This window comes from Nocardia sp. MDA0666 (assembly GCF_003023875.1).
GTDB lineage: Bacteria > Actinomycetota > Actinomycetes > Mycobacteriales > Mycobacteriaceae > Nocardia > Nocardia aobensis.
Genome location: NZ_PYHT01000004.1, coordinates 317,261 through 340,777, shown reverse-complemented (window position 1 = coordinate 340,777; position 23,517 = coordinate 317,261). Strand labels below are relative to the sequence as shown.

Below are 23,517 nucleotides of genomic sequence, written 5' to 3'. Positions count from 1 at the left end.
GCGGAGGACGAGGCGGGCCGGCGGCGGTGAAATGGACGCTGACACCCGATCAGTTCGCGATGGCATGGCAACGGATCGACGGTGACCGGATCCCGTATCCGCTCGGGGTGCGGTCGTCCGCCCGCGACAGCGCCGAACGGGCCGCGCAGCTGCCGGAGCTGACCGAGTGGTGCGACCGCACCGTGGACCCCGATCTGGAGGCGGCGCTGCGGCTGCTCGCCCGGCCCACCGTATGCGTCGAGGTCTTCGGCGAATGCGGCGCGCAGGAGGCTCGGCCCGTACGGGTGCTCGGCGCGGCCGCCGGCCACATCACGGTGGTCGCGGCTCAGCGCCACGGCGACGCGGCCGATCGCGGCGGCGACGTGCGGCTGTTCGTCGGAAATTCCGCCTCCCTCGCGGCGCGGGTGGTCTCGTTGCTGCCGGAGTATCCGGCCGGAAGCGAACCGCGCCGCACGGCGTCACTGGACCGGGTGCGTGAGGACAGTCGTGATCTGGTGACGGTGCCGGTCGCCGGTCCCTCCACGACCGCGCGGATGCGGCGGTTGCTCAAACAGCCTCGCGACGGCATCGGTCAGATCGTGGTCTCCGCGCGCCGCGCCGACGACAGCATGCGCCCGCTCGGCGTGCTGTGCTGGATCGACGTCGCCGGCGACGGCCGCTACGCGGTCCGCACCCGTGCGGAGGTGGATATCGTCGGTGTCACCGCGGAAACCTTTGCCGCGCACTTGCGCCCGATGGTCGCGGCCGCGGAACGAGTGGTCGCCGACGACAACGAATGGTGAGAACGCATGCCCTGCTACGAATTCGAAGGTAAACGCCCCCAGGTGGATCCGACCGCGTTCATCGCGCCGACCGCCACCCTGATCGGTGATGTGCGCGTGGAGGCGAACGCGTCGGTCTGGTACGGGGCCGTGCTGCGCGCCGACCTCGCGCCGATCATCGTCCGCGAACGGGCGAATGTGCAGGACAACACCGTGATTCACACCCCGCCCGACGTGCCCGTCGAGGTGGGGCCCGGCGCCACGATCGCGCACAGCGTGGTGCTGCACGGCGCGAGCGTCGGCGCGGAGGCGATCGTCGGCAACGGCAGCACGGTCCTCGATATGGCCACGATCGGCGCCGGTTCGATGATCGCCGCGCACTCGCTGGTCCAGCCCGGCACCGAGATCCCCGAGGGGGTCCTGGCCGCGGGAGCGCCGGCCCAGGTCAAACGCCCCATCGCCGGCACCCAGGCCGAAGGCTGGGTCAAGATCAACCCCGGCTACTACGCCGACCTCGCGCAGCGGCATCGGAAAGGGGTGCGCGAGATCGACTCGGAGAGCGAGTGATTCGTGCCGGCGCGGTTCCTCAGCCGCCGGGGTGGTGCGCGGTCGGCAGCAGGTCCAGCATCTCCTCGTCGTCGAGTTGATGGAAATCGCGATACGCCCCGCCGACTCCACCGAGGGAGCGTGGAATCAGCGGGCACACCGTCTCCCGGGCCAGGCCGCGCACCCGCTCCATCGCCTCGATCGAGGACACCGGCACCGCCACCGTGATCCATCGCGGCCGGTGCGACTGCGCCACACGGCACGCCGCAGCGACCGTCGCGCCCGTGGCCATCCCGTCGTCGACGATCACCACCGTGCGATCGCCGATCGGCACCCGCGGCACCTGCGCGCGCACCATGCGCTGCCGGCGCGACAGTTCCGCGCGCTCGGTCTCCTCCACGGCGGCGATCTGTTCGGTTCGCACACCGGTCTGCCGCAGCACGTCGTCGTTGAGAACCCGGACCCCGTCCTCGCCGATGGCGCCCATCGCCAGCTCGGGTTGCCAGGGCACGCCGAGCTTCCGGACGAGCAGCACATCCAGATCCCCGCCGATGATCTCGCGCACCGCGGCCGCGACCGGCACCCCACCGCGCGGCAGTCCCAGCACCAGGGGATGCCACGCCCGCAGGTGCGACAGCGATTCACCCAGCGTGCGACCGGCCGACCGACGATCCGGATAGATCATGGTGCCACCAGTCTATGGCTCGACGGTGAATCGGCGCAGGCTCAGGCTCGGGTTGGTGGTGCGGATCTGCCGCAGGTGATCGAGGTCGATGCGACTGGTGGCGATACCGGGGGCATCACCGAGTTCGGCGAGCAGATTGCCGGAGGGATCGACGATCATCGACGCGCCCGCGCCGCGCGGGGCGCAGTGGTCCGCGGCGGCCACGTAGACCGTGTTCTCGATGGCCCGGGCGCGCAACAGCGTGGTCCACTGATCCAGCTTGCCCGGGCCCGGAATCCATTGCGCGGGAAGTAACAACACCTGCGCCCCCGCGGCGGCCACCCGGCGGCAGCCCTCCGGGAAGCGCAGGTCGAAGCACGTCTGCAGGCCGAAGGTGACGCCCTCGACGGTGAAGGTGGCGGGATCCTCGATCGGGCCGGGAGCGACCACATCCGATTCGCGGAATCCGAACGCGTCGTAGAGGTGCACCTTGCGGTAGACCGCCGCGAACTCGGCATCGGGACCGGCCGCGATCAGCGTGTTGTAGATGCGGTCGGTGATCTGCCCGCCCGGCGCCTCGACGACGCCGGCGACCACGTGCACCCCGAATTCGGCGGCGAGCCCGCGCAATTCGCTCGCCCACGGGCCGGTGATCGGCTCGGCCGCCGCCACCACCCGTTCGTCCAGCCGCTTCACCGCGAACATCGAATATTCCGGTGCGACAACCACTTTCGCGCCGTGCTCGGCGGCGGCGCGAACATGGTCGCGCAACGCGGCGAGATTGGCGGACTTGTCGGTGTACGGCCCGAATTGCACGACCGCGATATCGACCGCCTGCGCCGGAGCCGGGGCGGGTACCGGTCGGGCGGCGGGCCGGGGTTCGAGTCCACCGCCCACCGCCGGAGCGGGCCGCCCGGCCTCCGCGGTGGTCGAGTAGGTGATCACGATCGGGACGGGACTGCCGATCGCGTCGGCGGTGGAGATTCCGGCGTCGGGGCGGGCGGTTCCGGGTGCGTCCGCAGTGTCGGATTCGTCACTCACGAGTGCGCCGGCGTCGTCGCGAGAATTCGGCTCGGCGGGCGCAGATGCGGTGGGCCGCAGGGGTTCGGCGGATTCCGGAACGTCGCGCAAGGGCGGCTGCTGCGGGTGCATAGGTCTCACCGTATTGGCCCGATGGTCCGGGCGGCCACCGCAAGGCATTAAACTGCTGGTCAATATGAACAACTCATCGGTCGACAGCGTGCCCGGCGGCGAGGGCGACAGGCCCGAAGGCGCAGACGAGCGCATCCACGAAGGGCCCGCGGACGCCGCCACCGGGTACCCCGGCGATAGCGGCGACGTGACCGAGCCGTCGTTCGCCGACCTCGGCATCGACGATCGGCTGCTCGCGGCGATCGCCGATGTCGGCTACGAGTCTCCCTCGCCGATCCAGGCGGCCACCATTCCTCCGCTGCTCGCGGGCGCCGACGTCGTCGGCCTGGCCCAGACCGGCACCGGTAAGACGGCGGCCTTCGCGATCCCGATTCTGATGGGCCTGGACAAGCGCCCGAAGCCGCCGCAGGCGCTGGTGCTCGCGCCGACCCGCGAGCTGGCGATCCAGGTGGCCGAGGCGTTCGGCCGCTACTCGTCACATCTGCCGGGTATCCACGTGCTGCCGATCTACGGCGGTCAGAACTACGCGGTCCAGCTGCAGGGTCTGCGGCGCGGGGCGCAGGTCGTCGTCGGCACTCCGGGCCGGGTCATCGACCACCTGGAACGCGGCACCCTCGATCTCACCCAGCTGCGGTATCTCGTGCTCGACGAGGCCGACGAGATGCTGAAGATGGGATTCCAGGAGGACGTCGAACGCATTCTGCGCGACACTCCCGCGGAGAAGCAGGTCGCGCTGTTCTCGGCCACCATGCCGTCGGTGATCCGCAAGATCTCCAAGCAGTACCTCAAGGATCCGGTCGAGATCACGGTCAAGTCCAAGACCTCGACCAACACCAACATCTCGCAGCGCTGGGTGCATGTCTCCCATCAGCGCAAACTCGACGCCCTGACTCGAATCCTCGAGGTCGAGCCGTTCGAGGCGATGATCATCTTCGTGCGCACCAAGCAGGCCACCGAGGAGCTGGCCGAGAAACTGCGCGCGCGTGGTTATTCGGCCGCCGCGATCAACGGTGATATCGCGCAGAATCAGCGCGAACGCACCATCGGCCAGCTGAAGTCCGGCACCCTCGACATCCTGGTCGCCACCGATGTGGCCGCGCGCGGACTCGACGTCGACCGCATCTCGCATGTGGTCAACTACGACATCCCGCACGACACCGAGTCCTATGTGCACCGCATCGGCCGCACCGGCCGGGCCGGGCGCACCGGTGAGGCGCTGCTGTTCGTCGCCCCGCGCGAACGCCGGCTGCTGGATGCGATCGAGCGTGCCACCCGCCAGCCGCTGACCGAAATGCAGCTGCCCAGCGTCGACGACGTGAACGCCCAGCGCGTGGTCAAATTCCACGACGCGATCACGGAGAATCTGTCGGCGTCGAATCTCGCGCTGTTCCGCAAGCTGATCGAGGATTACGAGGCCGAGCACAACATCCCGCTCGCCGATATCGCCGCCGCTCTGGCGGTGGGTGGCCACGACGGCGACAACTTCTTCATGGAGGCCGAGCCCGAGCCGATCCGCCCGGCGCGCCGCGAACGGGCCCCGCGCGAGGACCGCGAGCGTCGTCCCGAGGGCGGTCCGCAGCGCCATCGCGCCACCGACGCGGAGATGGCCACCTATCGCATCGCGGTCGGCAAACGGCACCGTGTCGTTCCCGGCGCGATCGTCGGCGCCATCGCCAACGAGGGCGGTCTGCGTCGCAGCGACTTCGGCCATATCAGCATCCGCCCCGACCACAGCCTGGTCGAGCTTCCCGCCGATCTGTCGTCGGAGACCCTGGATGCGTTGCGCCGCACCAGGATCAGCGGCGTCCTGATCCAGTTGCAGCTGGACCAGGGCCCGCCGTCGCATCGTTCCCTGAGTCGCGGCCCGCGCCGCGAGGGCCCGCGCAAATACGACCGCCGCAAGCCGCGCAGTTAGTCACCGGCCGCGCCGGCGCGGGAGAGACGCCAGACGTTGTCGACCCGGGTGCCGGAGCGGCCGTCGGGGGAGGTCAGCGCGCGTTCGACCGGTTCGCAGGTGCGAACGGTCCATTCCTCGCCGAGGCGCAGGGCGTGCAGGACGCCGTCGAGGGTGGGGAAGATGGCGTCGAACGGATGTTCCTCGGGCGTCATCCAGGTCGGCCAGCCGGCGTGCATGACGATGAGCAGGGTGCCGCCGGGCGCCACCGCGTCGGCCGCGCGCTGGAGCACACCGTCCTGGTCCAGGGCCACCGGTGACTGCAGGAACTGGGCGTTGATCAGGTCGTAGCTGCCGTCCGGGAAGGTGCGCCCGAGTTCGTGGCGCTGCCACGAGATGTGCTCGCCCAGGCCGGCCTGCTCGGCATGGGCCGCGGCGCGTTCCAGCGCGGTTTGCGAGATGTCCACACCGGTCACCTGCCAGCCCTGCCCGGCCAGCCAGACCGCGTCGGCGCCTTCGCCGCAGCCCAGATCCAGGGCGCGGCCCGGCCGCAGATCCGCGGTCTCGCGCACCAGCAACGGATTCGGATTCCCGCTCCAGACCCGGTCGCTGTCGCGATACCGCTGCTCCCAGAACACCGCGGGCTCGGTGGGTGATGTGGCGGACATGAGACTCCTCGTCGTTCGGGGCGCCCCGTCGGCGCCTGCACCCAGAATCGCCGGAGCGCCGGAACGCCGGCAAGGAATCTTGCCGAAACGGCAAACCGGCCCGCATCCCGGCGTCGATCGCCCCGCGCGTTTACCGTGGCGGGGAAATCGTCGGAACGCATGCGAATTGCGATTAACTTAATCCGCACCTCGCGAATTGCGCAGGGTATGGCCATTTCGCCACAACCTAAAGGTTCCTTCGCGCCGGCCGCGGCAGCGGGCCGTTCGGGATCGCGGCACCGGGCGCGATTCGTCGTTTATGATCCGGTCGACGAGCGGTTCGATTCGAGGCGTAGATTCGATTCGGACCTACGAAATACGGTGGGAGATGCCCATGAAACTTGCCCTGTCACCCGACGAGGTGGCCTTCCGGGACGAACTACGCACGTTCTTTCAGACCGAGATACCGGCCGAGATCCGGGACAAGGTCGAAAACGGCCGGGAACTCTCCCGCGAGGACATCGTCACCGCCCACAAACTCCTGCACGCCAAGGGCATCGCGGTGCCGAAGTGGCCGGTGGAGTGGGGCGGCCAGGACTGGACCTCGATGCAGCGCCACATCTGGGAAGACGAGATGCAGCTGGCCTGCGTGCCCGAGCCGCTGACCTTCAACGCGAACATGATCGGCCCGGTCATCGCGCAGTTCGGCTCGGAGGAACTCAAGCAGCGCTTCCTGCCGCCGACCGCCGCCCTCGACATCTGGTGGTGCCAGGGCTTCTCCGAGCCCGACGCCGGATCCGATCTCGCCTCGCTGCGCACCACCGCGGTGCGTGACGGTGATTCCTACATCGTCAACGGCCAGAAGATCTGGACGACGCTGGCCCAGTACGCCGACTGGATCTTCTGCCTGGTGCGCACCGATCCGAATGCGCCGAAGAAGCAGGCCGGTATTTCGATGCTGCTCTTCGATATGAATTCGCCGGGCGTCACCGTGCGGCCGATCAAATTGATCGACGGCCGGCACGAGGTCAACGAGGTCTTCTTCGAAAACGTGCGGGTACCCGCCGATCAACTGGTCGGTGAGGAAAATGCGGGCTGGACCTACGCGAAATTCCTGCTCGGCAACGAGCGCACGGGTATTGCCGGCGTGGGTCGCACCAAAGTCGTGATCGCCACCGCGAAAAAGCATGCGGCACAGATTCCGACGGGCTCCGGCACACTGCTGGAGGATCCGGTTTTCGCTACCCGTGTCGCCGAGTTGGAGAACGAACTGCTGGCGCTCGAACTGACGCTGTTGCGGGTGGTGGCCAATTCCGCCGAGGGCAAACCGAATCCGGTGTCGTCGGTGCTGAAGTTGCGCGGTACCGAATTGCAGCAGGCGGCCACCGAGCTGATGCTCGATGTGGCGGGCCCGGACGCCGTGCCGGTCGGCGCCGACGACATCGCCGCGCCGGACTGGGCGCAGCGCACCGGACCCACCTATCTGAACTACCGCAAGACCAGCATCTACGGAGGCTCGAACGAGGTGCAGCGCACCATCATCGCCTCCACCATCCTCGGATTGTGAGGCGCTGCCATGGATTTCGAACTGACCGATGAACAGGTCATGCTGGGCGAGACGGTGCGTGATCTGCTGGCCCGTGCCTACGACCCGGAGAGCCGGCTGAAGGTACTCGACACCGAACTCGGCTGGAGTCGCGACGTCTGGTCGCAGCTGGCCGAATTGGGCGTCCTCGGACTGTCTTTCAGCGAGGAGGACGGCGGCGTCGGCGCCGGACCCGTGGAGACGATGGTCGTCATGGAGGAGGTCGGCCGCCGCCTCGCCCCGGAACCGCTGCTGGACGCGGTCCTGTTGCCCGGGGGGCTGATCGCCTCCCTCGGGACCGCCGACCAGCGGCAGCGGATTCTGCCGGAGGTGGCCGGCGGATCCCGGCTGCTGGCCTTCGCGCACGAGGAGGCCGGTTCGCGCTGGCCGGAGATCACGGTCTCGACCACGGCCGCCGCCGACGGCGACGGCTACCGGCTCTCCGGTGTGAAAAGCCGGGTGCCGCACGGCGATTGCGCCGACGAGCTGGTCGTCAGCGCTCTCGGACCCGACGGGGTGCTGCGGCTGTTCCTGGTGGCCGCCGATGCCGAGGGCGTGTCCCGCACCGCCTACCGCACGTTCGACGAACGCCGGGGTGCGCAGATCGAATTCGCCTCGGCTCCGGCCGAACTGCTCGGCGCCGCCGAGGCCGGCGATGTCACCGAGGCCGTCGCCACCGCCATCGCGACCGCCCAGGCGAGCCTGTGCGCGGAATCGATCGGCGCGATGGGTGAGGCGCTGCGGCTGACCACCGAATATCTCAAGACGCGCAAACAGTTCGGGGTCACGCTCTCGAAGTTCCAGACCCTGACCCAGCGTGCCGCGGATATGTACGTCGCGATGGAACTGGCTCGCAGCATGAGCTTCTACGCGACCGCCTCGCTGGCCGAGGGCACGGTCGATCCGATCGCGCTGTCGCGGGCCCGCCTCCAGGTCGGCCGGGGCGCCCGCCACGTCGCGCAGGAAGCGGTGCAGATGCACGGTGGAATCGGTATCACCACCGAATATCCGGTCAGCCACTACGTCGCCCGGCTCACCGCCGTGGACCAGACCTTCGGTGGCCGGCGCGAACATCTGGGCGTGCTGAGCAGCCGGGTCGGGGACTACGGCCTGGTCGAACTCTGATCCGCACGCCGGTGGACCGGTGAGGGTGGTGGTCGTCGCGAATCCGCGCGACCGCCACCCTTTTCGGTGTGCGGGTCAGTTGCCGCTGTCCTCGCTCGTCGGTGCGGGCTGGAGGCCGGTCGTCGGTTCGGATTCCTCGACGGTGCGCGGCGCGTGATGCGGCCGGGTGGTCGTCGGGCTGTCGGAATCGGTGTAGGGATCGCTGACGGACGGTTCCGTGGTCGGGGTGGGAGCCTGCGTGGTGGTGGTCGGCGCGGGCGGTGCGAACGCCGTGTAGCTCGGCTCGGCCTCGGGCGTGGTGCCGGTCGCCGTCGCGGAGGTGGTGCGCCGCGCCGGCGTATTCGCCGCGACCCGCCAGGAGGGGGAGGGGGGAATGATCACCGCGGGAGCTGTGGTGGTGCCGCTGCGTGTGATCGGGGTGGTGGCCACCTGCAGATCCGCGGCGAGCGGCGGCGGTGCGACATAGACGTCCTTGTGACCGATCCCGCACGCCCCGATCAACACCAAACCCAGCGATACCGCACCGGCGGCCATTGCGGGACCCGCGACCTTCATGTTCAGACGGCCCGGGGTCTCCTCATCGGCGCGATCCCCCGTGCTCGCCCTGTCGTCCATGGATGTGGTGCTCCCTCAAACTGTTTCCGAGTGGCCTCACAGTAACCGAGAGCCGCAACCCGGGGCCAGGCATGCCGGTTGGTCCGCAAAATACCGGACGGTAACGTGAAAAGCCAACACTTCACATAACGAAGTAGATACGTTCGGCGTGTCGCGGGCACGTGTCGCGTGGAGTTTCGGCGGCGGCCACGTAACGTGTGAGCGAAGTTACATGTGAGACGCATGTTATTTGCCGGGCGAAACGGACGTTTCGACAGTCTCGGTGGGCGTCATCGAGGAGTAGTGATGGGAGCTTATTCGACATCCCCCACGCGCGCGGTGTCACAGGGTGATTCGGCTGCCGCCGAATCCGGACGCAGCGCCTGGACGATCACCTCCCGCATCGCGGCCTGGTTGATCTTCCTCGGCGGATTGGTCGGTGCGGTGCTCGGCATCGCGGGCCTTCGTGTCGAAATCACTGTCGCCGGACTGATTCTGGCCTGCACCGCCGGTCTGGTCCTGCTGAAACTTCGCGCCGACGGGCACCAATCGGCCTGAGAATCGCCCCGTCGTGAAAAATCGGTGGGAGACGTGCTCCGACGGGCCTACCGTTGGTCGGCATGCGGATCGAGCTGACCACGGACCCGTTCGAGCTCCAGGCCCGCGCCGGGCACTGCCTGGCGCGAGAGCCCCTGCGGCACACCGTCATCGCCACGATGGTCCGCAACGGCGTGGCCGGGGCGATGACGATCGAACCGGTGTTCGCCATGGTCTGCGACGGCGATACGGTGGTGGGCGTCGCCATCGATACGCCTGGGCACGGTGCGTATCTGGGTGACATACCCGCCCCGGCGCTGCCGGGGGTGGCCGCGGCCCTGTTCGACCGCGATCCCGCCGTCGTCGCGGTCGAGGGAGATCCGCACTCCGCGTCGGAATTCGCCCTCCATTGGCAACGACTGTCCGGCAATGCCTTTCGGCTGCAGTGGACGACGCGGCTCTATCGACTCGGGGAACTGCGCGTCCCCGAAGTACCCGGCATCGCCCGCCGCGCCGGCGACTCCGACATCGATCAGTGTGTTCGCTGGGCCGAGCGCATGCGGCGCGAGGAGGACATCGGTCCCGACCCGCATGCGGTCCCCGATCGGATCGCCGCGGGGCAGTGGTGGCTGTGGGAGGTCGCGGGTGCGCCGGTATCCGTGGTCGCGCATCAGCGGCGCGCATACGGCTGGACCCGCATCGGGCCGGTCTACACTCCGCCCGAATTCCGCCGCCGTGGGTATGCGGCGGCCGCCACCGCGCAGGTGTCGAAAGCGCTGCGCGACAGCGGCTCCCAGGTATGCCTGTTCGCCGACCTCGCCAACCCGACCTCGAACAAGATCTATCGGGACATCGGCTTCGAGCCGGTCGGCGATTTCCCGCGGTTCGTATTCGACGCGTCGCAATAAGGCGGCTAGGCGGTGCGCCGCAGTGCCGACTTCTCCGGCTCGAACGGGGTGTTCTGAGCGGCCGCGAGCCACCACCGCCCGTCGCGTTCCACCAGCACGTACATGGCCGTCTCGGAGAAGCCTGCGGGATCGGCTGCCTGCCTGCGGATCTGGGCCACCACCACGCCCGGCGCCGGCGTGGTCGCGGCGACGACCTCGAAGGTCGAGGGCGGTGCCACCTGTCCGGCCATCAGGCGGTGATGGATCGGGTTGAGCTGGTCGTAGCCGACGACGGTGGCGCCGAACGGGCTGCCCCACAGCACATCCGCGGCGAAGGAGTGGTCGTAGAGATCGGCATCGCCGGTCTCGCCCGCGCGTTGCAGCTCCGCGGCGAAATCGGCGGCCACCCGCTGTGCGGTGGTGCGGGCGGCGGGGTCGTCGAGGGTGGGACGCTGTGTCATGGCTGGCTCCTGTGTCTTCGGGCGCTCGGGCTACAGCCAACCTAGAAGCTCAACTCAACTCGAGGTCAAGTCGGCCGCGCGGACCGCTGCCGGATCGATGGCGTGGCCGGTGCCGTTCAGGATTCGGGACAGAGCACGGCGCAAGGCGGCGGCGGGATCGTCCGGTGCGGCCGGGATCCGCCACGCGATCACCTGGTCCGGGCGGACCAGAAGCGCGCCCGTCGGTGTCGAACCGACGGTGTCGCACCATGTGCGGTCCATGCGGACGATGTCGACGGTCTGATCATCGAGTTGCCAGTCCGGCGAATCCGGTCCGATCAGCAGTGTGAACGTCGTTCCGATCAGGTCGAGAGTGGAGCGGCCGTCGGCGAGGTAACGGTGGGGCAGCCGGGTGCCCGGCTGCCCGCTCAGATCCAGGTGGTCCATGGTGTGCGGACTGTCGTCGTCGACGAACGCGCCCGCGGGATAGCGAGTGCCCAGAACGAGGGCGATCGGGTCGGCGAGCGGTGTGCCATCGGTGGATTCGCGAGTCATGGTGCGCAGGTTCGCGGTTCGGATACTGGATTGATCGGCAATGTATCGGCCGAGGGGGCGGCGCTCGCTGTCGTAGCTGTCGAGCAGGTGTGGTGATGCCGCGCCACGCAGCACCAGCGCCAGTTTCCAGGCCAGATTGTGGCCGTCCTGGATACCGGTATTGGCGCCCGCGGCCGCGTACGGCGGCATCACGTGCGCCGCGTCGCCGGCGAGGAACACCCGGCCCGATCGGAAGGTGTCGGCGATGAACATGCCCGGCTCCCAGGGCAGGACGCTCAGCACCTCCACGTCGATATCGGGGACGCCGATGGCCTCTCGCAGCAGTTCGGGCCAGCGGTCGGCGGGGCGGTCGACCTCTGCCGAACTGGTGAAGATCCATCGCTGTGCACCGTCCACCGAGGCGAAAGCGCCGGGGATGCGGTCGTTCTCGATCTGGCAGAGGTTGAATTCGCGCCCGCGTACCGATTCCGCCAGATCCGCGCGGAAATACACGTTCACCGCGCGGCCGAGGGTGCCGCGGCCCTGGCGGCCGATGTTCAGCCGCTCGCGGATCGGGCTGTGCGCGCCGTCCGCGGCGACGAGGTACGACGCTCGCACGGTGTCGACGCGTTCCGGACCCGTGCGCAGTGTCGCGGTGAGCCCCGTGGAGTCCTCGGCGATGTCGACGCATTCGACCCCGAAGCGGATATCGCAGCCGCGTGCCTGCGCCAGTTCGCGCAGGACGGGCTCCAGCCGATCCTGCGCGCACAGGCAGGCCGACGCGGGCGTGATCGCATCCCAGTCCGGCAGACCGCCCGGGAAGGTGAACGGCAGCCGCTGCGCCCGGGCCAGTGTGGGCCCCGCCGCCATCGCCTGATGCGCCGAGAGTCCACGGGCCGCGTCCTCGACCGCCGCGGCGATGCCGATCCGGCGGAACAGTTCCATCGTGCGGATATTGATCCGGCGTGCCTTCGGCTGGGCCGAGGTGGTGGTCCGGCGTTCGACCAATATCACCGGCACGCCCTGATGCTTCAGGAACAGTGCGGCGGTCAGGCCGGTCAATCCGCCGCCGACGATCAGCACCGGGTCTGCGTGTACGTCGTACATCATGTGTACGTTGTACACCGGTGGTTGAATTCCGGCAAGGAGGTGTGCACGGTGACCGAGGAAGTGCCCGGACCGCTCATCTGGTCCCTGCCGGAACCGCCCGGCCGGCCGACGACGAATCTGAGCCGGGCCGAGATTCTGCGCGCGGGGATGGCGATCGCCGATGCCGAGGGCGCGCGGGCGCTGACGATGCGCCGGGTGGCCCAGGCCGTCGGCGCCTCCACGCCGATGTCGCTGTATCGCTACGTGGGCAGCAAGGACGGGCTGGTCGATCTGATGATCGACGCCGTCTACGGCGAAGTACCACTGTCGGCGGGCCCGGACTCGGCGAGGACCGCGCACTGGCGCGACGCGCTGGAGCGTCTGGCGCTGGACACCTGGGCCGTGATCCGACGGCACTTGTGGTTCGGCGAACTCGTCCACACCCGCCCACCGCTGGGGCCCAACGCGCTGCGCTACTTCGACTTTCGCTTCGCCATGCTCGAACCGCTGGGCCTGTCGGCCGACGACCTGTCATTGCTGACCGGTGCGGTGGACGGCCATCTGTTCGGCGCCGCCCTGCAAGCGGCGGAGGAGCATCGCATGCGAACCCGCGTGGGGCTGGCCACCGACGACCAGCTCGCCCGGGCCGCGCAACCACTGGTGGAACCGCTCGTGGAAGAGGGCCGCTATCCCGCCTTCAGCCGGTGGTTCCACGGCCGCACCGGCTCCGGCCCCGCCGACCCGGTGGAGTGGACACTGCGGTGCCTGCTCGACGGCATCATCGCCCGCATGGGGCTCGACGAACCGGGTGGCCGATAGGGCTGGAAAGCGCCGCCTAATCCGGCGGGGGCACAACCCATTCGAAGGCGCGAGCCTCGGAGCGAGCGCCTTCGGCGGTGCGGGAGCGATTGGGTTCGCCCAGGTCGGTCAGCAGCCGTTCGGTGAGGTCGACCATGGTCGCCAGGGCCGCGGGTGTGAACCAGCCGGGGCGGGTGGCGAACAGGATGTCCTCGCTGGCGGTGTTGCCACTCGCCCCCGGCGCGAAGGGGCAGCCACCCAGACCGCCCAGGGAACCATCCACAGTATCCGCGCCGGCGGCCAGTGCCGCGAGTGAGTTGGCGACACCCATACCCCAGGTGTCGTGGCCGTGAAAGAGGATGCGGCGCTGCGGAGTTCCCGATCGCACGGCCGCGATCAGGGCGTGCACCTGCGCCGGATACGCCTGGCCCAGCGTATCGGCGACCACGATGTCGGCGGCGCCGTCGGTGCGCGGATCGGCGGCGATCGCCAGCACCCGCTCCGGATCCACCGGCCCGTCGAACGGGCAGGTGAAAGACGTTGCCAGACAGAGCTGGATCGACCCGCCGACCTCCTCGGTGAGCCGGATCGCCTCGGGCATCGCGGCCACGCTGTCCTCTGCCGTGCGGCCGATATTGGCCTTGTTGTGGGCATCCGACACCGACAGGCAGTACTGGAACTTCCGCACCCCCGCCTCGGCGGCGCGCGCGACCTGTCGCGGCGTCGCCACCCACACCCAACACCGTTGCAGCTCTTCGGGAGTCAGCGCGGCCACGACCTCCATGGAGTTGGCCATGGGCGGCACCAGATCCGGGCGTGCCATCGAGCCGATCTCGAGTTCCGGCACGCCCAGGGTGAGCAGGGTGCGAGCGATCTCCACCTTGTGCTCGGTCGGCAACACCTTGCCGGTCAACTGAAGTCCGTCCCGCAGAGTCACGTCCCGCAGCGTGCCCGCTGTGGTCACAAAGTCGCTCATCACGCCTCCAGTGTCTTGCGGGACACCCGCACCCGGTCGGCGAGACGAGCCGCTTCGCGATTGTCGCTCATCACGCCTCCAGGCCATCGATGTCGGCGTCCGACATTCCCAGCAGTTCCGAAAGGACCTCGCGGGTGTGTTCGCCCAAGTCGGGGCCTACCGTGCGGATGGGGAGCGAACGCTCGCCGATCACCGGGACGATGCCGGTGAAGGCGACCTGTTTCGGTTCGGCGGCGCCGACGTCGACCGGGAAGTGCTGAATCATGTTGCGCGCGCGATACTGTTCGTCGGCGACGATATCGGCGGCGGTGTAGATCGGGCCGCACGGAATGGCCGCCTGTTCGAGGATCGCCAGCGCCTCGTCGCGGGTGTGGCGCACACTCCATTCGCCGATCGCGGCGTCGAGGCGGTCGCGGTGGCGCCAGCGGCCCGCGTTGTCCTGTAATTCCGGATCCTCGGCGAGATCGGGACGCTCGATCACCTGCATATAGCGGCGGAAGATCGCGTCGCCGTTACCGCCGATGATGATGCTGGTGCCGTCGGCACACGGGTAGGCGTTACTCGGTGCGATCCCTTCCATCCGCCCGCCGACGCGCTGCCGGTTGATGCCGTACGCCTCGTAGTCGGGGACCAGCGATTCCATCACGGAGAGAATCGATTCGTTCAGCGCCACATCGACAATGCGCTGCGGCAACGGGATTCGCTCCTCGGCCCCCCTGCGCTGGAACAGTGCCAGCACCGTGCCGAAGGCGGCGTAGATCCCCGCGATGGAATCCCCGATCGACACGCCCACCCGCACCGGCGGCCGATCCGGATCGCCGACCAGCTCGCGCAGCCCGCCGATCGCCTCCGCGACCGCGGCGAAACCCGGCCGCTGCGAGAGCGGTCCGGTCTGCCCGTAGGCGGAGATGCGGGTGATGACCAGGTCCGGATTGGCCTCGTCGAGCACCTCCGGACCCAGCCCCCACTTCTCCAGCATCCCGGGCCGGAAATTCTCCAGCAGCACATCGCAGTGCCGGATCAGATCCAGCACGATCGCGCGGCCCGCGTCGGTGCGCAGATCGAGGGTGATCGACTTCTTGTTGCGATTCACCGTGCGATACAGCATCGAGGTGTCACCGCCGTAGAGCCGCCAATTGCGCAGCTCGTCACCGGTTTTCGGGCGCTCGACCTTGATCACCTCGGCGCCGAAGTCGCCGAGGATGCGCCCCGCGGTCGGCGCCGCGATGTAGTTGCCCAGTTCCAGTACCCGAACGCCGGCCAGCGGTCGAATCTCCATGTACCGATTCAACCACCGGCCGGCGCCGGCGGATCAGGCCACCTCGGCCAGATCCTCGATGATCGAGTAGTGGTCGGCGTTACCGGCGATGCTGAGGCTGGTCCGGCCGTCCACGCCCACCGGGATGTCTCCGGCCAGTGTGATGCGGGTGAGCTGACGGTGCTCGGCGCCGTCGTAGTCGTCGATCGCGTAGTGCTGAGTGGCACGGTTGTCCCAGATCGCCACGTCGCCGAGCGACCAGTTCCACCGGGTGGTGTGCTCGAGCCGGGTCACCCGATCCTGGAGCAGGCGGAACAGGGCCTGCGACTCGTTGGTGGACAGACCGACGAACTGCTTGACGAAATGTCCGAGCAGCAGAGCGCGCTCACCCGTCTCGGGGTGAACCCGCACCACCGGATGCTCGGTCTCGTAGTAGGTCGACTGGAATTCCTCGCGGTAGGCCTGCGCGTTGGGGTCCGGCTGCTCCTCGTGGCTCGCGGCGTAGTCGTACTTGTTGGTGTGCACCGCGCGCAGCTCCTCGGCCAGCCGCTTCAGCGGCTCCGGCAGCGAGGCGTAGGCGGCCACGGTCGAGGCCCAGGTCGTCGAGCCGCCGTAGCTGGGCAGGGTCACCGCCCGCAGGATCGAGGCCTTCGGAATGCGGTCGACGAAGGTGACATCGCTGTGCCAGCTGTTGGCGCGGCCGTGGTGGGAATCGATCGCCAGGCTCTTCACACCCTTGGATGTGACCGTCGGATGCGGGGTGGTCGGGCTGCCGAGCAGCTGCGCGAATTCGTGCTGACCGTCCTCGGTGAGATGGTGCTGATCACGGAAGAAGATCACCTTGTGCTCGTTGAGGGCCGCGCGGATGGCCGCCACGGTCTCCGGAGTGAGATCCCCGCCGAGCCGGACGCCGTCGATGCGTGCGCCGATGTGGGTTCCGAGTTTCACCACGGACACGGACTCTGCTGCGTGATCGCTTGACATGGAGGGCCTTTCGCTCGGAACTAGCTACGTTCCGAGCACACCATCGAGGCCCGCGCGCGACCAGGTTTACGGTCAGCGCGATCACAAAGACGGCGCCGGCGCTGCGCCCGGCCGACGTGGCTCAGCCGACGTGTTCGCGCAGGTAGGCGAGGTCCTCGGCGACACCTTCGGCCGGGGTTTCCAGCACCACGGGTGCATCCGCGGTGCGGCACACCTCGGCGAGCAACTGCGGGTCGATGGTGCCGTCGGCGAAGTTGGCGTGCCGGTCGGCGCCGGAGTTGAAGTCGTCTCGCGAGGAGTTCAGATGCACCAGATCGATGCGGCCGGTGATCGCGCGGATCCGGTCGACGACGCCGATCAGCTCCTCGCCGCCCGCCCAGGCGTGGCAGGTGTCGAGGCAGAAGCCGGCGCCGAAGTCGCCGACCGCATCCCACAGCCGGGCGATCGAATCGAAATGGCGCGCCATGGCGTGATTACCGCCGGCGGTGTTCTCGATGAGAATCGGCACCGCGAAGCCGCCCTTGTCCTGCTGACGCTCGAACAGCTTGCGCCAGTTGACGATTCCGGCCTCGATCTCGGCATCCGAGCGCACGTGCCCGCCGTGCACGACCAGGCCGAACGCCCCCAGATCGGCCGCGGCCTGCGCCTGCTGCGCGACCGCGTTGCGCGAGGGCATGCGCAACCGGTTGTTCGTGCTGGCCACGTTGATCTGATAGGAGGAATGCACCACCACGTCGATCGGGCTGGATTTGATCTCCTCCGTGCGCGGATGCGGCTGTGGTTTGTCCCAGCCCTGCGGATCCACCACGAACATCTGGATGACGTCGGCACCCAATCGCTCGCCGAAGCCGATCGGATCACTGTCTTGGCGGACGTGTGCTCCAATACGCATGGCAGAGAGCGTATCGGTAGGCACCGACAGCCCGCAGCGACAGGCGGGGACCGGGCGTTCACGCGGGCCGGCGGCCCGATCGATCGAGAATGCCGGTTCCGGTGGACTGCTATGGTTTCGGTGATTCCGGCACGGGAAGTGGGAGCGGGGCATGCTGGCCAACGGTGATGTGTTCGCGGGCTACGTCATCGAACGACTGTTGGGCCGCGGCGGTATGGGGCAGGTCTATCTGGCCAAACATCCGCGATTGCCGCGGATGACCGCGCTGAAGCTGCTCAACCGCGAGATGGTCGCCGATCCGGAGATCCGGGCCCGCTTCGAGCGCGAGGCCGATCTGGTCGCGCAACTCGATCATCCCAAGGTCGTCACGGTCTACGATCGCGGCCTCGAGGACGGCCAGCTCTGGATCTCGATGCAGTACATCGACGGTATCGACGCCGCCAGCGTGGATCCGAAGAAGCTGCCGCCGGAGCGGGCCGTGCAGATCATCGCCGAGGTGGCCGAGGCGCTGGACTACGCGCACGGCGCCGGGGTCATGCATCGGGATGTGAAGCCGGGCAACATGTTGCTCGCGCGCTCCACCGGCGGCAAGGGCGAGCGGGTGTATCTGACCGACTTCGGCATCGCCCGCCTGCGCGACGACGGCGGTCATCTCACCCAGACCGGAACCTTCACCGCGACCCTGGCCTATGCCTCACCCGAACAGCTCACCGGCGCGCCGCTGGACGGCAGTTCGGACCAGTATTCGCTGGCGTGCAGCCTGTTCTGGCTGTTCACCGGCCGGGGACCGTTCAACGCGCCCAATCCGGCGGCGGTGATCCGCGGCCATCTGCAGGGCCCGCCGCCGGCGCTGAGCAGTGTGCGCCCCGGCCTGCCCGCAAGCCTGGACGCGGTCCTGCTGAAGGCGATGGCGAAGCGCGCGAGCGACCGATTCGGTAGCTGTGCGGACTTCGCCGCCGCCGCCCGCCAGGCGGTCTCCCCGGCCAGTGCGCCGCGCATGCCGACGGTCGGCCGCCCCTACACCGGTCCACCGATGCCGACGGCCGGCCGGCCGGGGACCGGGCCGGGACAGCCGGTCGTGCACCGGCCCGCGACCGGTCCGTCGGTGCCGCATGCGGCCCGGCCGCAACCGATGCCGCCGCACGGCGCCGTCCCCCAGCCGTACCCCGCCACCGCCGCGCGGCCGGTGAATCAGCCGCAGCCCTACGGTGCGTCCGGCCAGTTCAACCAGTACAACCAGCCCTACGGACACCGGCCGCCGCTGCCGCCGATGAATCAGATCCGGCAGAACCAGGCGCCGAAATCCAATACCGGGGTGATCATCGGCATCATCGTCGGCGCGGTGGTGCTGCTGCTGGTGGTTCTGGTGCTGCTGGCCGCACTGTCGAGCTGACCCGGGCCCGCCACCACAGGTAGGGGCCGAGGCACAGCGCGAGCCAGACCAGGCCGATCGCCCATCCCGCCAGCACATCGGTGACCCAGTGCACGCCGAGATAGATCCGGGTCAGGCCGATCACCACGGCGAACAACGCCGCGACCGCGACGGCCGCGACGCGCACCGCGCGCCCGCGCGACGACAGCACGACCATGGCGGCGAGCGCCCCGACCACGGCGGTGCTGCCCAGCGTGTGACCGGACGGGAACGAGGGACTGGTCTCGGTGACCAGCTGATCGACCGCGGGTGGCCGGTGCCGTCCGATCGCCGACTTCAGCACGGAACCGATCACAGCCACCCCGATACCCACCGCGGCCGTGGTCAGCAGTCGCGCCCACTGCCGCCGCACGCCGAACCAGGCGCAGGCCACGATGGTCAGGGTCGTCATCGCCGCGACGCCGCCGGCATCGGTGAAGATGCTGATCGCCGGATTCAACCAGCCGATGCGATGGCCGACCACCCAGTCGGTGATCGGCTGGTCGATGCGGGTGACGCCGCCGCCGTCGACCACGTCGTGGCTCAGTTGCGCGGCGCCACCGAGCGCCGCGGCCGGCACGAGCAACGCCGACACCGGCATCCCTCGCAGAATGCCCTGCTGCACCAGCGCGATCCCACCGACGAGCATCAGCAGGACCGGGGTGAGCGCAGCCATGGCACGAGGATATGTGCGTCGCCGCCCGGCACTGCGGCATCCCGGCGGGCCGGGGGTGTGCGCCCCAGGTATTGGGGGGAAATCCTGATGGCGCCCGCACGCCGGTTTGGCCAGACTGGAGACCATGACTGCCGATGCCCTGGGCACCGAACGCGCCGCGGCGACCACGCTCGCGGCCCGCGCCACCGACCTGATGAAACTGTACGGATCCGGAGACACCCAGGTCCGCGCCCTCGACGGGGTTTCGGCCGACTTCGCCCAGCGGGAGTTCACCGCGATCATGGGCCCGTCCGGCTCCGGAAAATCGACGTTGATGCACTGCCTGGCCGGGCTCGACAGCGCCACGTCCGGCACGGTGCACATCGGCGACACCGCGCTGACCGGACTGTCGGACAAACAGATGACGCGCCTGCGCCGCGACCGCATCGGCTTCGTCTTCCAGGCATTCAACCTGGTGCCGACGCTGACCGCGCTCGAGAACATCACCCTGCCGCTGGATATCGCGGGCCGCAAACCCGATCAGGAGTGGCTGGACACCGTGATCGGGCGGCTCGGTCTGGGAGATCGCCTCGACCATCGGCCGAGTGAGCTGTCGGGCGGGCAGCAGCAGCGCGTCGCATGCGCGCGGGCGCTGGTCGGCCGGCCCGACATCATCTTCGGCGACGAGCCGACCGGCAATCTCGATTCCCGCTCCTCCGGTGAGGTGCTGTCGATTCTGCGGGCGGCGGTCGACGAATTCGGTCAGACGGTCGTGATCGTGACCCACGAACCGCATGCCGCCTCCTACGCCGACCGCGTGATCTTCCTCGCCGACGGGCGCATCGTCGACGAATTGCGCGATCCGACAGCGGATTCGGTGCTGGACCGCATGAAGTCCCTGGAGGGATAGGTCATGGCCGGATCGCCGATGCGCAAGGTGGCCTTGCGCAATCTGGCCGCGCACAAGGTGCGGCTGGTGCTGACGTTGCTGTCGGTCGTGCTCGGAACCGCTTTCGTCGCAGGCTCTTTCGTCTTCACCGACACCCTGCAGCGCACCTTCGACGGCATCTTCGCCGACCAGGCGAAGGGTGTCGACGTGCGGGTGGAGCCGAAACACACACAGTCGCTGGGTGTTCCGAACGAACTCGTCGCGAAGGTCGCCACGACCGACGGCGTGCGCGCGGTCGCGCCGGCGGTACAGGGGCCCGTGGTCCTGCTGAAGGACGGGCATGCGGTCCAGACCGGCGGCGCGCCGAGCTGGGGGCGGTCGTATCTGCCGCCCGACAAGGCGATCGCCGACCCGGAGCATTTCATCGACGGCGTCGCGCCGGTGACACCGGGGCAGATCGCGATCAATTCCGGCGGGGCCGATCGAGCCGGATTGCACGTGGGGGACAAGGCCAAGGTGCTGATTCCCTCCCGCGGCACGATCGATATGACCGTCAGCGGCATCTACACCGTGTCCTCGGACACCGGCGGATTCATCGGGCTGCTCCTGGACGACGCGCAGGCCCGGGAACTGTTCACCGACGGCGCGCATGTCGCCTACGTGGATGTGGCCGCCGTGCCCGGAGTTTCGCCGGATACGTTGCGCGACCGGATCGCGAAGGTGGCGCCGGACTACAAGGTCATGGACGGCGATCAGGTACGCGCCGACCTGAAGGCGCAGGTCGGCAACGCGCTGAAATTCGTCAACTACTTCCTGCTCGCCTTCGGTGCGATCGCGCTGCTGGTCGGCACGTTCATCATCTACAACACCTTCTCGATGATCGTGGCGCAGCGGTTGCGGGAGCTGGCGCTGTTGCGGGCGGTCGGAGCCGGGCGGCGCCAGGTCGGATTGTCGGTGGTGGCGGAGGCCTTCGTGATCGGCCTCATCGGCAGCCTGCTCGGACTGGCCGGCGGCATCGGGCTGGCTTTCGGACTTTCCGCGCTGCTCAACGCCTTCGACCTCGGACTGCCCACCGGAACCATGCAGGTATTGCCGCGGACCGTGCTGGCGGCGATCGGCATCGGCCTGGTGGTGACCGTGGCCAGCGCCTACGCACCCGCGCGGCGGGCGGCCAAGATTCCGCCGGTGGAGGCGATGCGAGAGGAGTTCGCCTCGGTCGGTGAATCGCTGCGCGTGCGCACGGTGATCGGTGCGGTGCTGGCCGTGATCGGGGTGGTCCTGGTGGTGCTCGGGGCGCGCAACACCGGCGGCAACGCCGCGGCCACGGTCGGAGTCGGCGCCGCGGCACTGATTTTCGCGGTGCTCTTCGCCTCACCCGCGCTGTCGCGGCCGGTGGTCGGGGCATTGGGTCTGCTGGTGCGTCCGTTCGGCGCGATCGGCGCGATGGCGCGCAACAACGCCGTGCGCAATCCACGCCGCACCGCCGCCACCGCGTTCGCGCTCACCCTGGGACTGATGCTGGTCTCGGCGATCGGCATGCTCGGCGCCTCGGCGAAGGCCAGCGTCGGCGAACTCGTCGACAAGGGTGTCAACGCCGACTACGTGCTGGCCGGGCCGCAGATGATCGGGGTGCCGCTGGGTGCCGCGGAGGCAGCGCGCTCGGTGCCGGACGTGTCCGATGTGGTGGCCTTCCGCGGCGTCGCGCTGCGCGTAGGCGACGACCAGGTCACCGGCACCTCGCCGGACGCGCCGATGGGACAGGTCCTGCACTACGACATCCGCCAGGGCACCGACAACCTCACCGGCGAGTCTCTGCTGGTTTCGGAAACCGAAGCGGGCGACCGTCATTGGCACGCGGGCGACCGTGTCGAGGTCACCAGTGTGGACAACAAGAAGTTCTCGGTGACCGTCGCCGGCATCTATGCCGACAGCCAGCTGCTCGGCCCCCTGGTGGTGGCGCCGGACCTCTACAACCAAGTGATGCCGGTGGCGTTTCGCACCGACCTGATCGTGTTGGTCAAGGCCGCGCCGGGCGCCGACGTCGCCGCGATGCGGGGCAATCTGGAGAAGGCGACCGCCTCCTACGTGGTGGTGCAGGTGCAGGACCGCGAGGAATTCAAAGGCGCGCAGGGCAAACAGATCAACACCATGCTCGCCATCCTGTACGGGTTGCTGGCATTGGCGGTGGTGATCGCGATTCTGGGCATCGTGAACACGCTCGCCCTCTCGGTCGTCGAGCGGCGGCGCGAGATCGGCATGCTCCGCGCCGTGGGCATGCAGCGACCACAGGTCCGGCGCACGATCTATCTCGAATCCATGCTGATAGCGATCTTCGGCGCCGTGGTCGGGGTGGTCCTGGGACTGGGACTCGGCGTCGGATTCCTGCGCACGCTGTCGGATCTGGGTTTGAGCACGATCACCGTGCCGTGGGGCCAGATCGTGGGCATGCTGATCGGCTCGGCCGTGGTCGGTGTGCTGGCGGCGCTGTGGCCGGGCGTACGTGCCGCCCGCACACCACCGCTGGCGGCTATCGCCGATCTGTGAGAGACGTCGATCCGTGCGGGCACGGCCGCTGGGCGCAGGTGCGTTCAGCGGCCGGCCCGGAGGGGGATCAGACGCAGTACTGGCAGACGCCGCCGGCGGGCAGCTGGATGAAGCACTGCGAGCAGACCGCCGGTCGCGGCTCGGAGAATTTGTCCTCCTGTGCCACCGCCGTTTTCGTCACGCCGCGACCGCGGCGGCGCGCGTCCACCTTCGGCGTCAGCGGCGGAACGCCGACCTCCGCGGGCATCTCCGCACCGTAGTGCTGATAGCACTGCCAGCGGGCGTAGGCCGCGTGGAGTTCGAGGTCGTCGGGAATCGGCAGGCCGGCGAGTTCGAGCACGTATTTGTAGTCGTCGCCGACGGTGTGGTTCTGGCGTACGCACAGCGCGGTCAGCGGCGGCTCGCCGGCGCCGTGGCAGCGCCGCGCGACCTTCCGCAGAATCGCGGCCATCCAGGTGCGCGTTGGCGCCTCGGTGTGCACACCGGACACGTCCTGAATCCGTTCGGCCAACTCGTTCACAGTGATGAAATGCCCGTATCCGGTCGCGGTTTCGGCCAGTTCGGCATGTGCGGCCAATGCCCAGGCCACCGCCGCCTCGCGAAATGACACCGCAGTGCCGTCACCTACCCGCCATGCTCCTGCCGTCGTGGCCAC

Annotated in this window: 23 protein-coding genes; 11 read left to right on the top strand and 12 right to left on the bottom strand. The window is 68.9% G+C overall.

What is annotated here, in order from left to right; genetic code table 11:
* The first annotated feature begins 26 nt into the window (after positions 1–26).
* Positions 27–782 carry an ESX secretion-associated protein EspG gene (locus tag C8258_RS09730; protein ID WP_106954857.1) on the top strand — a complete coding sequence of 252 codons (756 nt, stop codon included), beginning with the start codon at positions 27–29 and terminating at the stop codon, positions 780–782.
* A 6-nt stretch (positions 783–788) separates the two neighbouring features.
* Positions 789–1,328, top strand: a complete 540-nt coding sequence (locus C8258_RS09725; RefSeq protein ID WP_036504621.1) for a gamma carbonic anhydrase family protein — start codon at positions 789–791, stop codon at positions 1,326–1,328.
* A gap of 19 nt (positions 1,329–1,347) precedes the next feature.
* Here the strand turns inward: C8258_RS09725 and C8258_RS09720 are convergent, their stop codons facing one another.
* Together C8258_RS09720 and C8258_RS09715 are read right to left on the bottom strand one after the other, a co-directional pair.
* Positions 1,348–1,992: a phosphoribosyltransferase gene (locus tag C8258_RS09720; protein ID WP_106954856.1), complete on the bottom strand. Its 645-nt coding sequence runs from the start codon at positions 1,990–1,992 to the stop codon at positions 1,348–1,350.
* A gap of 12 nt (positions 1,993–2,004) precedes the next feature.
* On the bottom strand, positions 2,005–2,796 hold the full coding sequence (locus C8258_RS09715) for a carbon-nitrogen hydrolase family protein (RefSeq protein ID WP_233224984.1): 792 nt from the start codon (positions 2,794–2,796) through the stop codon (positions 2,005–2,007).
* Positions 2,797–3,187: 391 nt separating this feature from the next.
* On the opposite strand from C8258_RS09715, the gene C8258_RS09710 reads away from it, so the two are divergent.
* Complete coding sequence (locus tag C8258_RS09710) at positions 3,188–5,038, top strand: DEAD/DEAH box helicase (RefSeq protein WP_106954855.1); 1,851 nt, start codon at positions 3,188–3,190, stop codon at positions 5,036–5,038.
* On the opposite strand, the gene C8258_RS09705 is transcribed toward C8258_RS09710, so the two are convergent.
* On the bottom strand, positions 5,035–5,685 hold the full coding sequence (locus C8258_RS09705) for a bifunctional 2-polyprenyl-6-hydroxyphenol methylase/3-demethylubiquinol 3-O-methyltransferase UbiG (protein WP_106954854.1): 651 nt from the start codon (positions 5,683–5,685) through the stop codon (positions 5,035–5,037). The genes C8258_RS09710 and C8258_RS09705 overlap by 4 nt on opposite strands.
* A 373-nt stretch (positions 5,686–6,058) precedes the next feature.
* On the opposite strand from C8258_RS09705, the gene C8258_RS09700 reads away from it, so the two are divergent.
* Both C8258_RS09700 and C8258_RS09695 read left to right on the top strand, forming a co-directional pair.
* Positions 6,059–7,231, top strand: coding sequence for an acyl-CoA dehydrogenase family protein (locus C8258_RS09700; RefSeq protein WP_106954853.1), 1,173 nt, complete (start codon positions 6,059–6,061; stop codon positions 7,229–7,231).
* Between the two features lie 9 nt (positions 7,232–7,240).
* The gene (locus C8258_RS09695) at positions 7,241–8,374 is read left to right on the top strand and encodes an acyl-CoA dehydrogenase family protein (RefSeq protein WP_106954852.1); all 1,134 of its coding nucleotides are present in this window, start codon (positions 7,241–7,243) and stop codon (positions 8,372–8,374) included.
* A gap of 75 nt (positions 8,375–8,449) precedes the next feature.
* On the opposite strand, the gene C8258_RS09690 is transcribed toward C8258_RS09695, so the two are convergent.
* Positions 8,450–8,989, bottom strand: a complete 540-nt coding sequence (locus C8258_RS09690; protein WP_106954851.1) for a hypothetical protein — start codon at positions 8,987–8,989, stop codon at positions 8,450–8,452.
* 285 nt (positions 8,990–9,274) lie between these two features.
* Here C8258_RS09690 and C8258_RS09685 point away from each other — a divergent pair, with 285 nt between their 5' ends.
* Both C8258_RS09685 and C8258_RS09680 read left to right on the top strand, forming a co-directional pair.
* Positions 9,275–9,526, top strand: a complete 252-nt coding sequence (locus C8258_RS09685; RefSeq protein WP_146161204.1) for a hypothetical protein — start codon at positions 9,275–9,277, stop codon at positions 9,524–9,526.
* Between the two features lie 62 nt (positions 9,527–9,588).
* A complete protein-coding gene (locus tag C8258_RS09680; protein ID WP_146161203.1) occupies positions 9,589–10,413 on the top strand; it encodes a GNAT family N-acetyltransferase in 825 nt (274 codons plus the stop codon).
* 5 nt (positions 10,414–10,418) lie between these two features.
* Here C8258_RS09680 and C8258_RS09675 read toward each other — a convergent pair whose 3' ends face one another.
* Both C8258_RS09675 and C8258_RS09670 read right to left on the bottom strand, forming a co-directional pair.
* Positions 10,419–10,853 carry an SgcJ/EcaC family oxidoreductase gene (locus C8258_RS09675; protein ID WP_036504610.1) on the bottom strand — a complete coding sequence of 145 codons (435 nt, stop codon included), beginning with the start codon at positions 10,851–10,853 and terminating at the stop codon, positions 10,419–10,421.
* A 54-nt stretch (positions 10,854–10,907) separates the two neighbouring features.
* Positions 10,908–12,476: an FAD-dependent monooxygenase gene (locus C8258_RS09670; RefSeq protein WP_233224971.1), complete on the bottom strand. Its 1,569-nt coding sequence runs from the start codon at positions 12,474–12,476 to the stop codon at positions 10,908–10,910.
* 48 nt (positions 12,477–12,524) lie between these two features.
* Here C8258_RS09670 and C8258_RS09665 point away from each other — a divergent pair, with 48 nt between their 5' ends.
* Positions 12,525–13,274 (top strand): TetR/AcrR family transcriptional regulator, encoded by a 750-nt coding sequence (locus C8258_RS09665; RefSeq protein WP_233224970.1) that lies wholly within the window; start codon positions 12,525–12,527, stop codon positions 13,272–13,274.
* A gap of 16 nt (positions 13,275–13,290) precedes the next feature.
* Here C8258_RS09665 and C8258_RS09660 read toward each other — a convergent pair whose 3' ends face one another.
* The 4 genes from C8258_RS09660 to C8258_RS09645 form a co-directional block, all read right to left on the bottom strand.
* On the bottom strand, positions 13,291–14,229 hold the full coding sequence (locus tag C8258_RS09660) for a hydroxymethylglutaryl-CoA lyase (RefSeq protein ID WP_106954848.1): 939 nt from the start codon (positions 14,227–14,229) through the stop codon (positions 13,291–13,293).
* A 70-nt stretch (positions 14,230–14,299) separates the two neighbouring features.
* Positions 14,300–15,508 carry a CaiB/BaiF CoA-transferase family protein gene (locus tag C8258_RS09655; protein WP_106954847.1) on the bottom strand — a complete coding sequence of 403 codons (1,209 nt, stop codon included), beginning with the start codon at positions 15,506–15,508 and terminating at the stop codon, positions 14,300–14,302.
* A 33-nt stretch (positions 15,509–15,541) separates the two neighbouring features.
* Positions 15,542–16,471, bottom strand: a complete 930-nt coding sequence (locus C8258_RS09650; protein ID WP_106954846.1) for a TauD/TfdA family dioxygenase — start codon at positions 16,469–16,471, stop codon at positions 15,542–15,544.
* Between the two features lie 121 nt (positions 16,472–16,592).
* Entirely contained in the window at positions 16,593–17,363 is a 771-nt protein-coding gene (locus C8258_RS09645; protein WP_039780394.1) for a deoxyribonuclease IV, read from the bottom strand.
* 151 nt (positions 17,364–17,514) lie between these two features.
* Here C8258_RS09645 and C8258_RS09640 point away from each other — a divergent pair, with 151 nt between their 5' ends.
* Entirely contained in the window at positions 17,515–18,756 is a 1,242-nt protein-coding gene (locus tag C8258_RS09640) for a serine/threonine-protein kinase (RefSeq protein ID WP_106954845.1), read from the top strand.
* On the opposite strand, the gene C8258_RS09635 is transcribed toward C8258_RS09640, so the two are convergent.
* On the bottom strand, positions 18,692–19,450 hold the full coding sequence (locus C8258_RS09635) for a phosphatase PAP2 family protein (RefSeq protein ID WP_158271240.1): 759 nt from the start codon (positions 19,448–19,450) through the stop codon (positions 18,692–18,694). The two genes, C8258_RS09640 and C8258_RS09635, sit on opposite strands and share 65 nt — an antisense overlap.
* Positions 19,451–19,574: 124 nt before the next feature.
* Here C8258_RS09635 and C8258_RS09630 point away from each other — a divergent pair, with 124 nt between their 5' ends.
* A complete protein-coding gene (locus tag C8258_RS09630) occupies positions 19,575–20,339 on the top strand; it encodes an ABC transporter ATP-binding protein (protein ID WP_106954843.1) in 765 nt (254 codons plus the stop codon).
* Between the two features lie 3 nt (positions 20,340–20,342).
* A complete protein-coding gene (locus tag C8258_RS09625; RefSeq protein WP_106954842.1) occupies positions 20,343–22,862 on the top strand; it encodes an ABC transporter permease in 2,520 nt (839 codons plus the stop codon).
* Between the two features lie 67 nt (positions 22,863–22,929).
* Here C8258_RS09625 and C8258_RS09620 read toward each other — a convergent pair whose 3' ends face one another.
* A complete protein-coding gene (locus C8258_RS09620) occupies positions 22,930–23,472 on the bottom strand; it encodes a hypothetical protein (protein ID WP_063065676.1) in 543 nt (180 codons plus the stop codon).
* Positions 23,473–23,517: the final 45 nt, after the last annotated feature.

Bases quoted from the DNA above. Each gene is read 5' to 3' on its own strand.
- C8258_RS09725 (WP_036504621.1), top strand. From the start codon at position 789: ATGCCCTGCTACGAATTCGAAGGTAAACGCCCCCAGGTGGATCCGACC.
- C8258_RS09705 (WP_106954854.1), bottom strand. From the start codon at position 5,685: ATGTCCGCCACATCACCCACCGAGCCCGCGGTGTTCTGGGAGCAGCGG.
- C8258_RS09645 (WP_039780394.1), bottom strand. From the start codon at position 17,363: ATGCGTATTGGAGCACACGTCCGCCAAGACAGTGATCCGATCGGCTTC.
- C8258_RS09680 (WP_146161203.1), top strand. From the start codon at position 9,589: ATGCGGATCGAGCTGACCACGGACCCGTTCGAGCTCCAGGCCCGCGCC.
- C8258_RS09720 (WP_106954856.1), bottom strand. From the start codon at position 1,992: ATGATCTATCCGGATCGTCGGTCGGCCGGTCGCACGCTGGGTGAATCG.
- C8258_RS09675 (WP_036504610.1), bottom strand. From the start codon at position 10,853: ATGACACAGCGTCCCACCCTCGACGACCCCGCCGCCCGCACCACCGCA.
- C8258_RS09670 (WP_233224971.1), bottom strand. From the start codon at position 12,476: ATGATGTACGACGTACACGCAGACCCGGTGCTGATCGTCGGCGGCGGA.
- C8258_RS09710 (WP_106954855.1), top strand. From the start codon at position 3,188: ATGAACAACTCATCGGTCGACAGCGTGCCCGGCGGCGAGGGCGACAGG.
- C8258_RS09635 (WP_158271240.1), bottom strand. From the start codon at position 19,450: ATGGCTGCGCTCACCCCGGTCCTGCTGATGCTCGTCGGTGGGATCGCG.
- C8258_RS09655 (WP_106954847.1), bottom strand. From the start codon at position 15,508: ATGGAGATTCGACCGCTGGCCGGCGTTCGGGTACTGGAACTGGGCAAC.
- C8258_RS09630 (WP_106954843.1), top strand. From the start codon at position 19,575: ATGACTGCCGATGCCCTGGGCACCGAACGCGCCGCGGCGACCACGCTC.
- C8258_RS09695 (WP_106954852.1), top strand. From the start codon at position 7,241: ATGGATTTCGAACTGACCGATGAACAGGTCATGCTGGGCGAGACGGTG.
- C8258_RS09690 (WP_106954851.1), bottom strand. From the start codon at position 8,989: ATGGACGACAGGGCGAGCACGGGGGATCGCGCCGATGAGGAGACCCCG.
- C8258_RS09700 (WP_106954853.1), top strand. From the start codon at position 6,059: ATGAAACTTGCCCTGTCACCCGACGAGGTGGCCTTCCGGGACGAACTA.
- C8258_RS09660 (WP_106954848.1), bottom strand. From the start codon at position 14,229: ATGAGCGACTTTGTGACCACAGCGGGCACGCTGCGGGACGTGACTCTG.
- C8258_RS09685 (WP_146161204.1), top strand. From the start codon at position 9,275: ATGGGAGCTTATTCGACATCCCCCACGCGCGCGGTGTCACAGGGTGAT.
- C8258_RS09650 (WP_106954846.1), bottom strand. From the start codon at position 16,471: ATGTCAAGCGATCACGCAGCAGAGTCCGTGTCCGTGGTGAAACTCGGA.
- C8258_RS09625 (WP_106954842.1), top strand. From the start codon at position 20,343: ATGGCCGGATCGCCGATGCGCAAGGTGGCCTTGCGCAATCTGGCCGCG.
- C8258_RS09640 (WP_106954845.1), top strand. From the start codon at position 17,515: ATGCTGGCCAACGGTGATGTGTTCGCGGGCTACGTCATCGAACGACTG.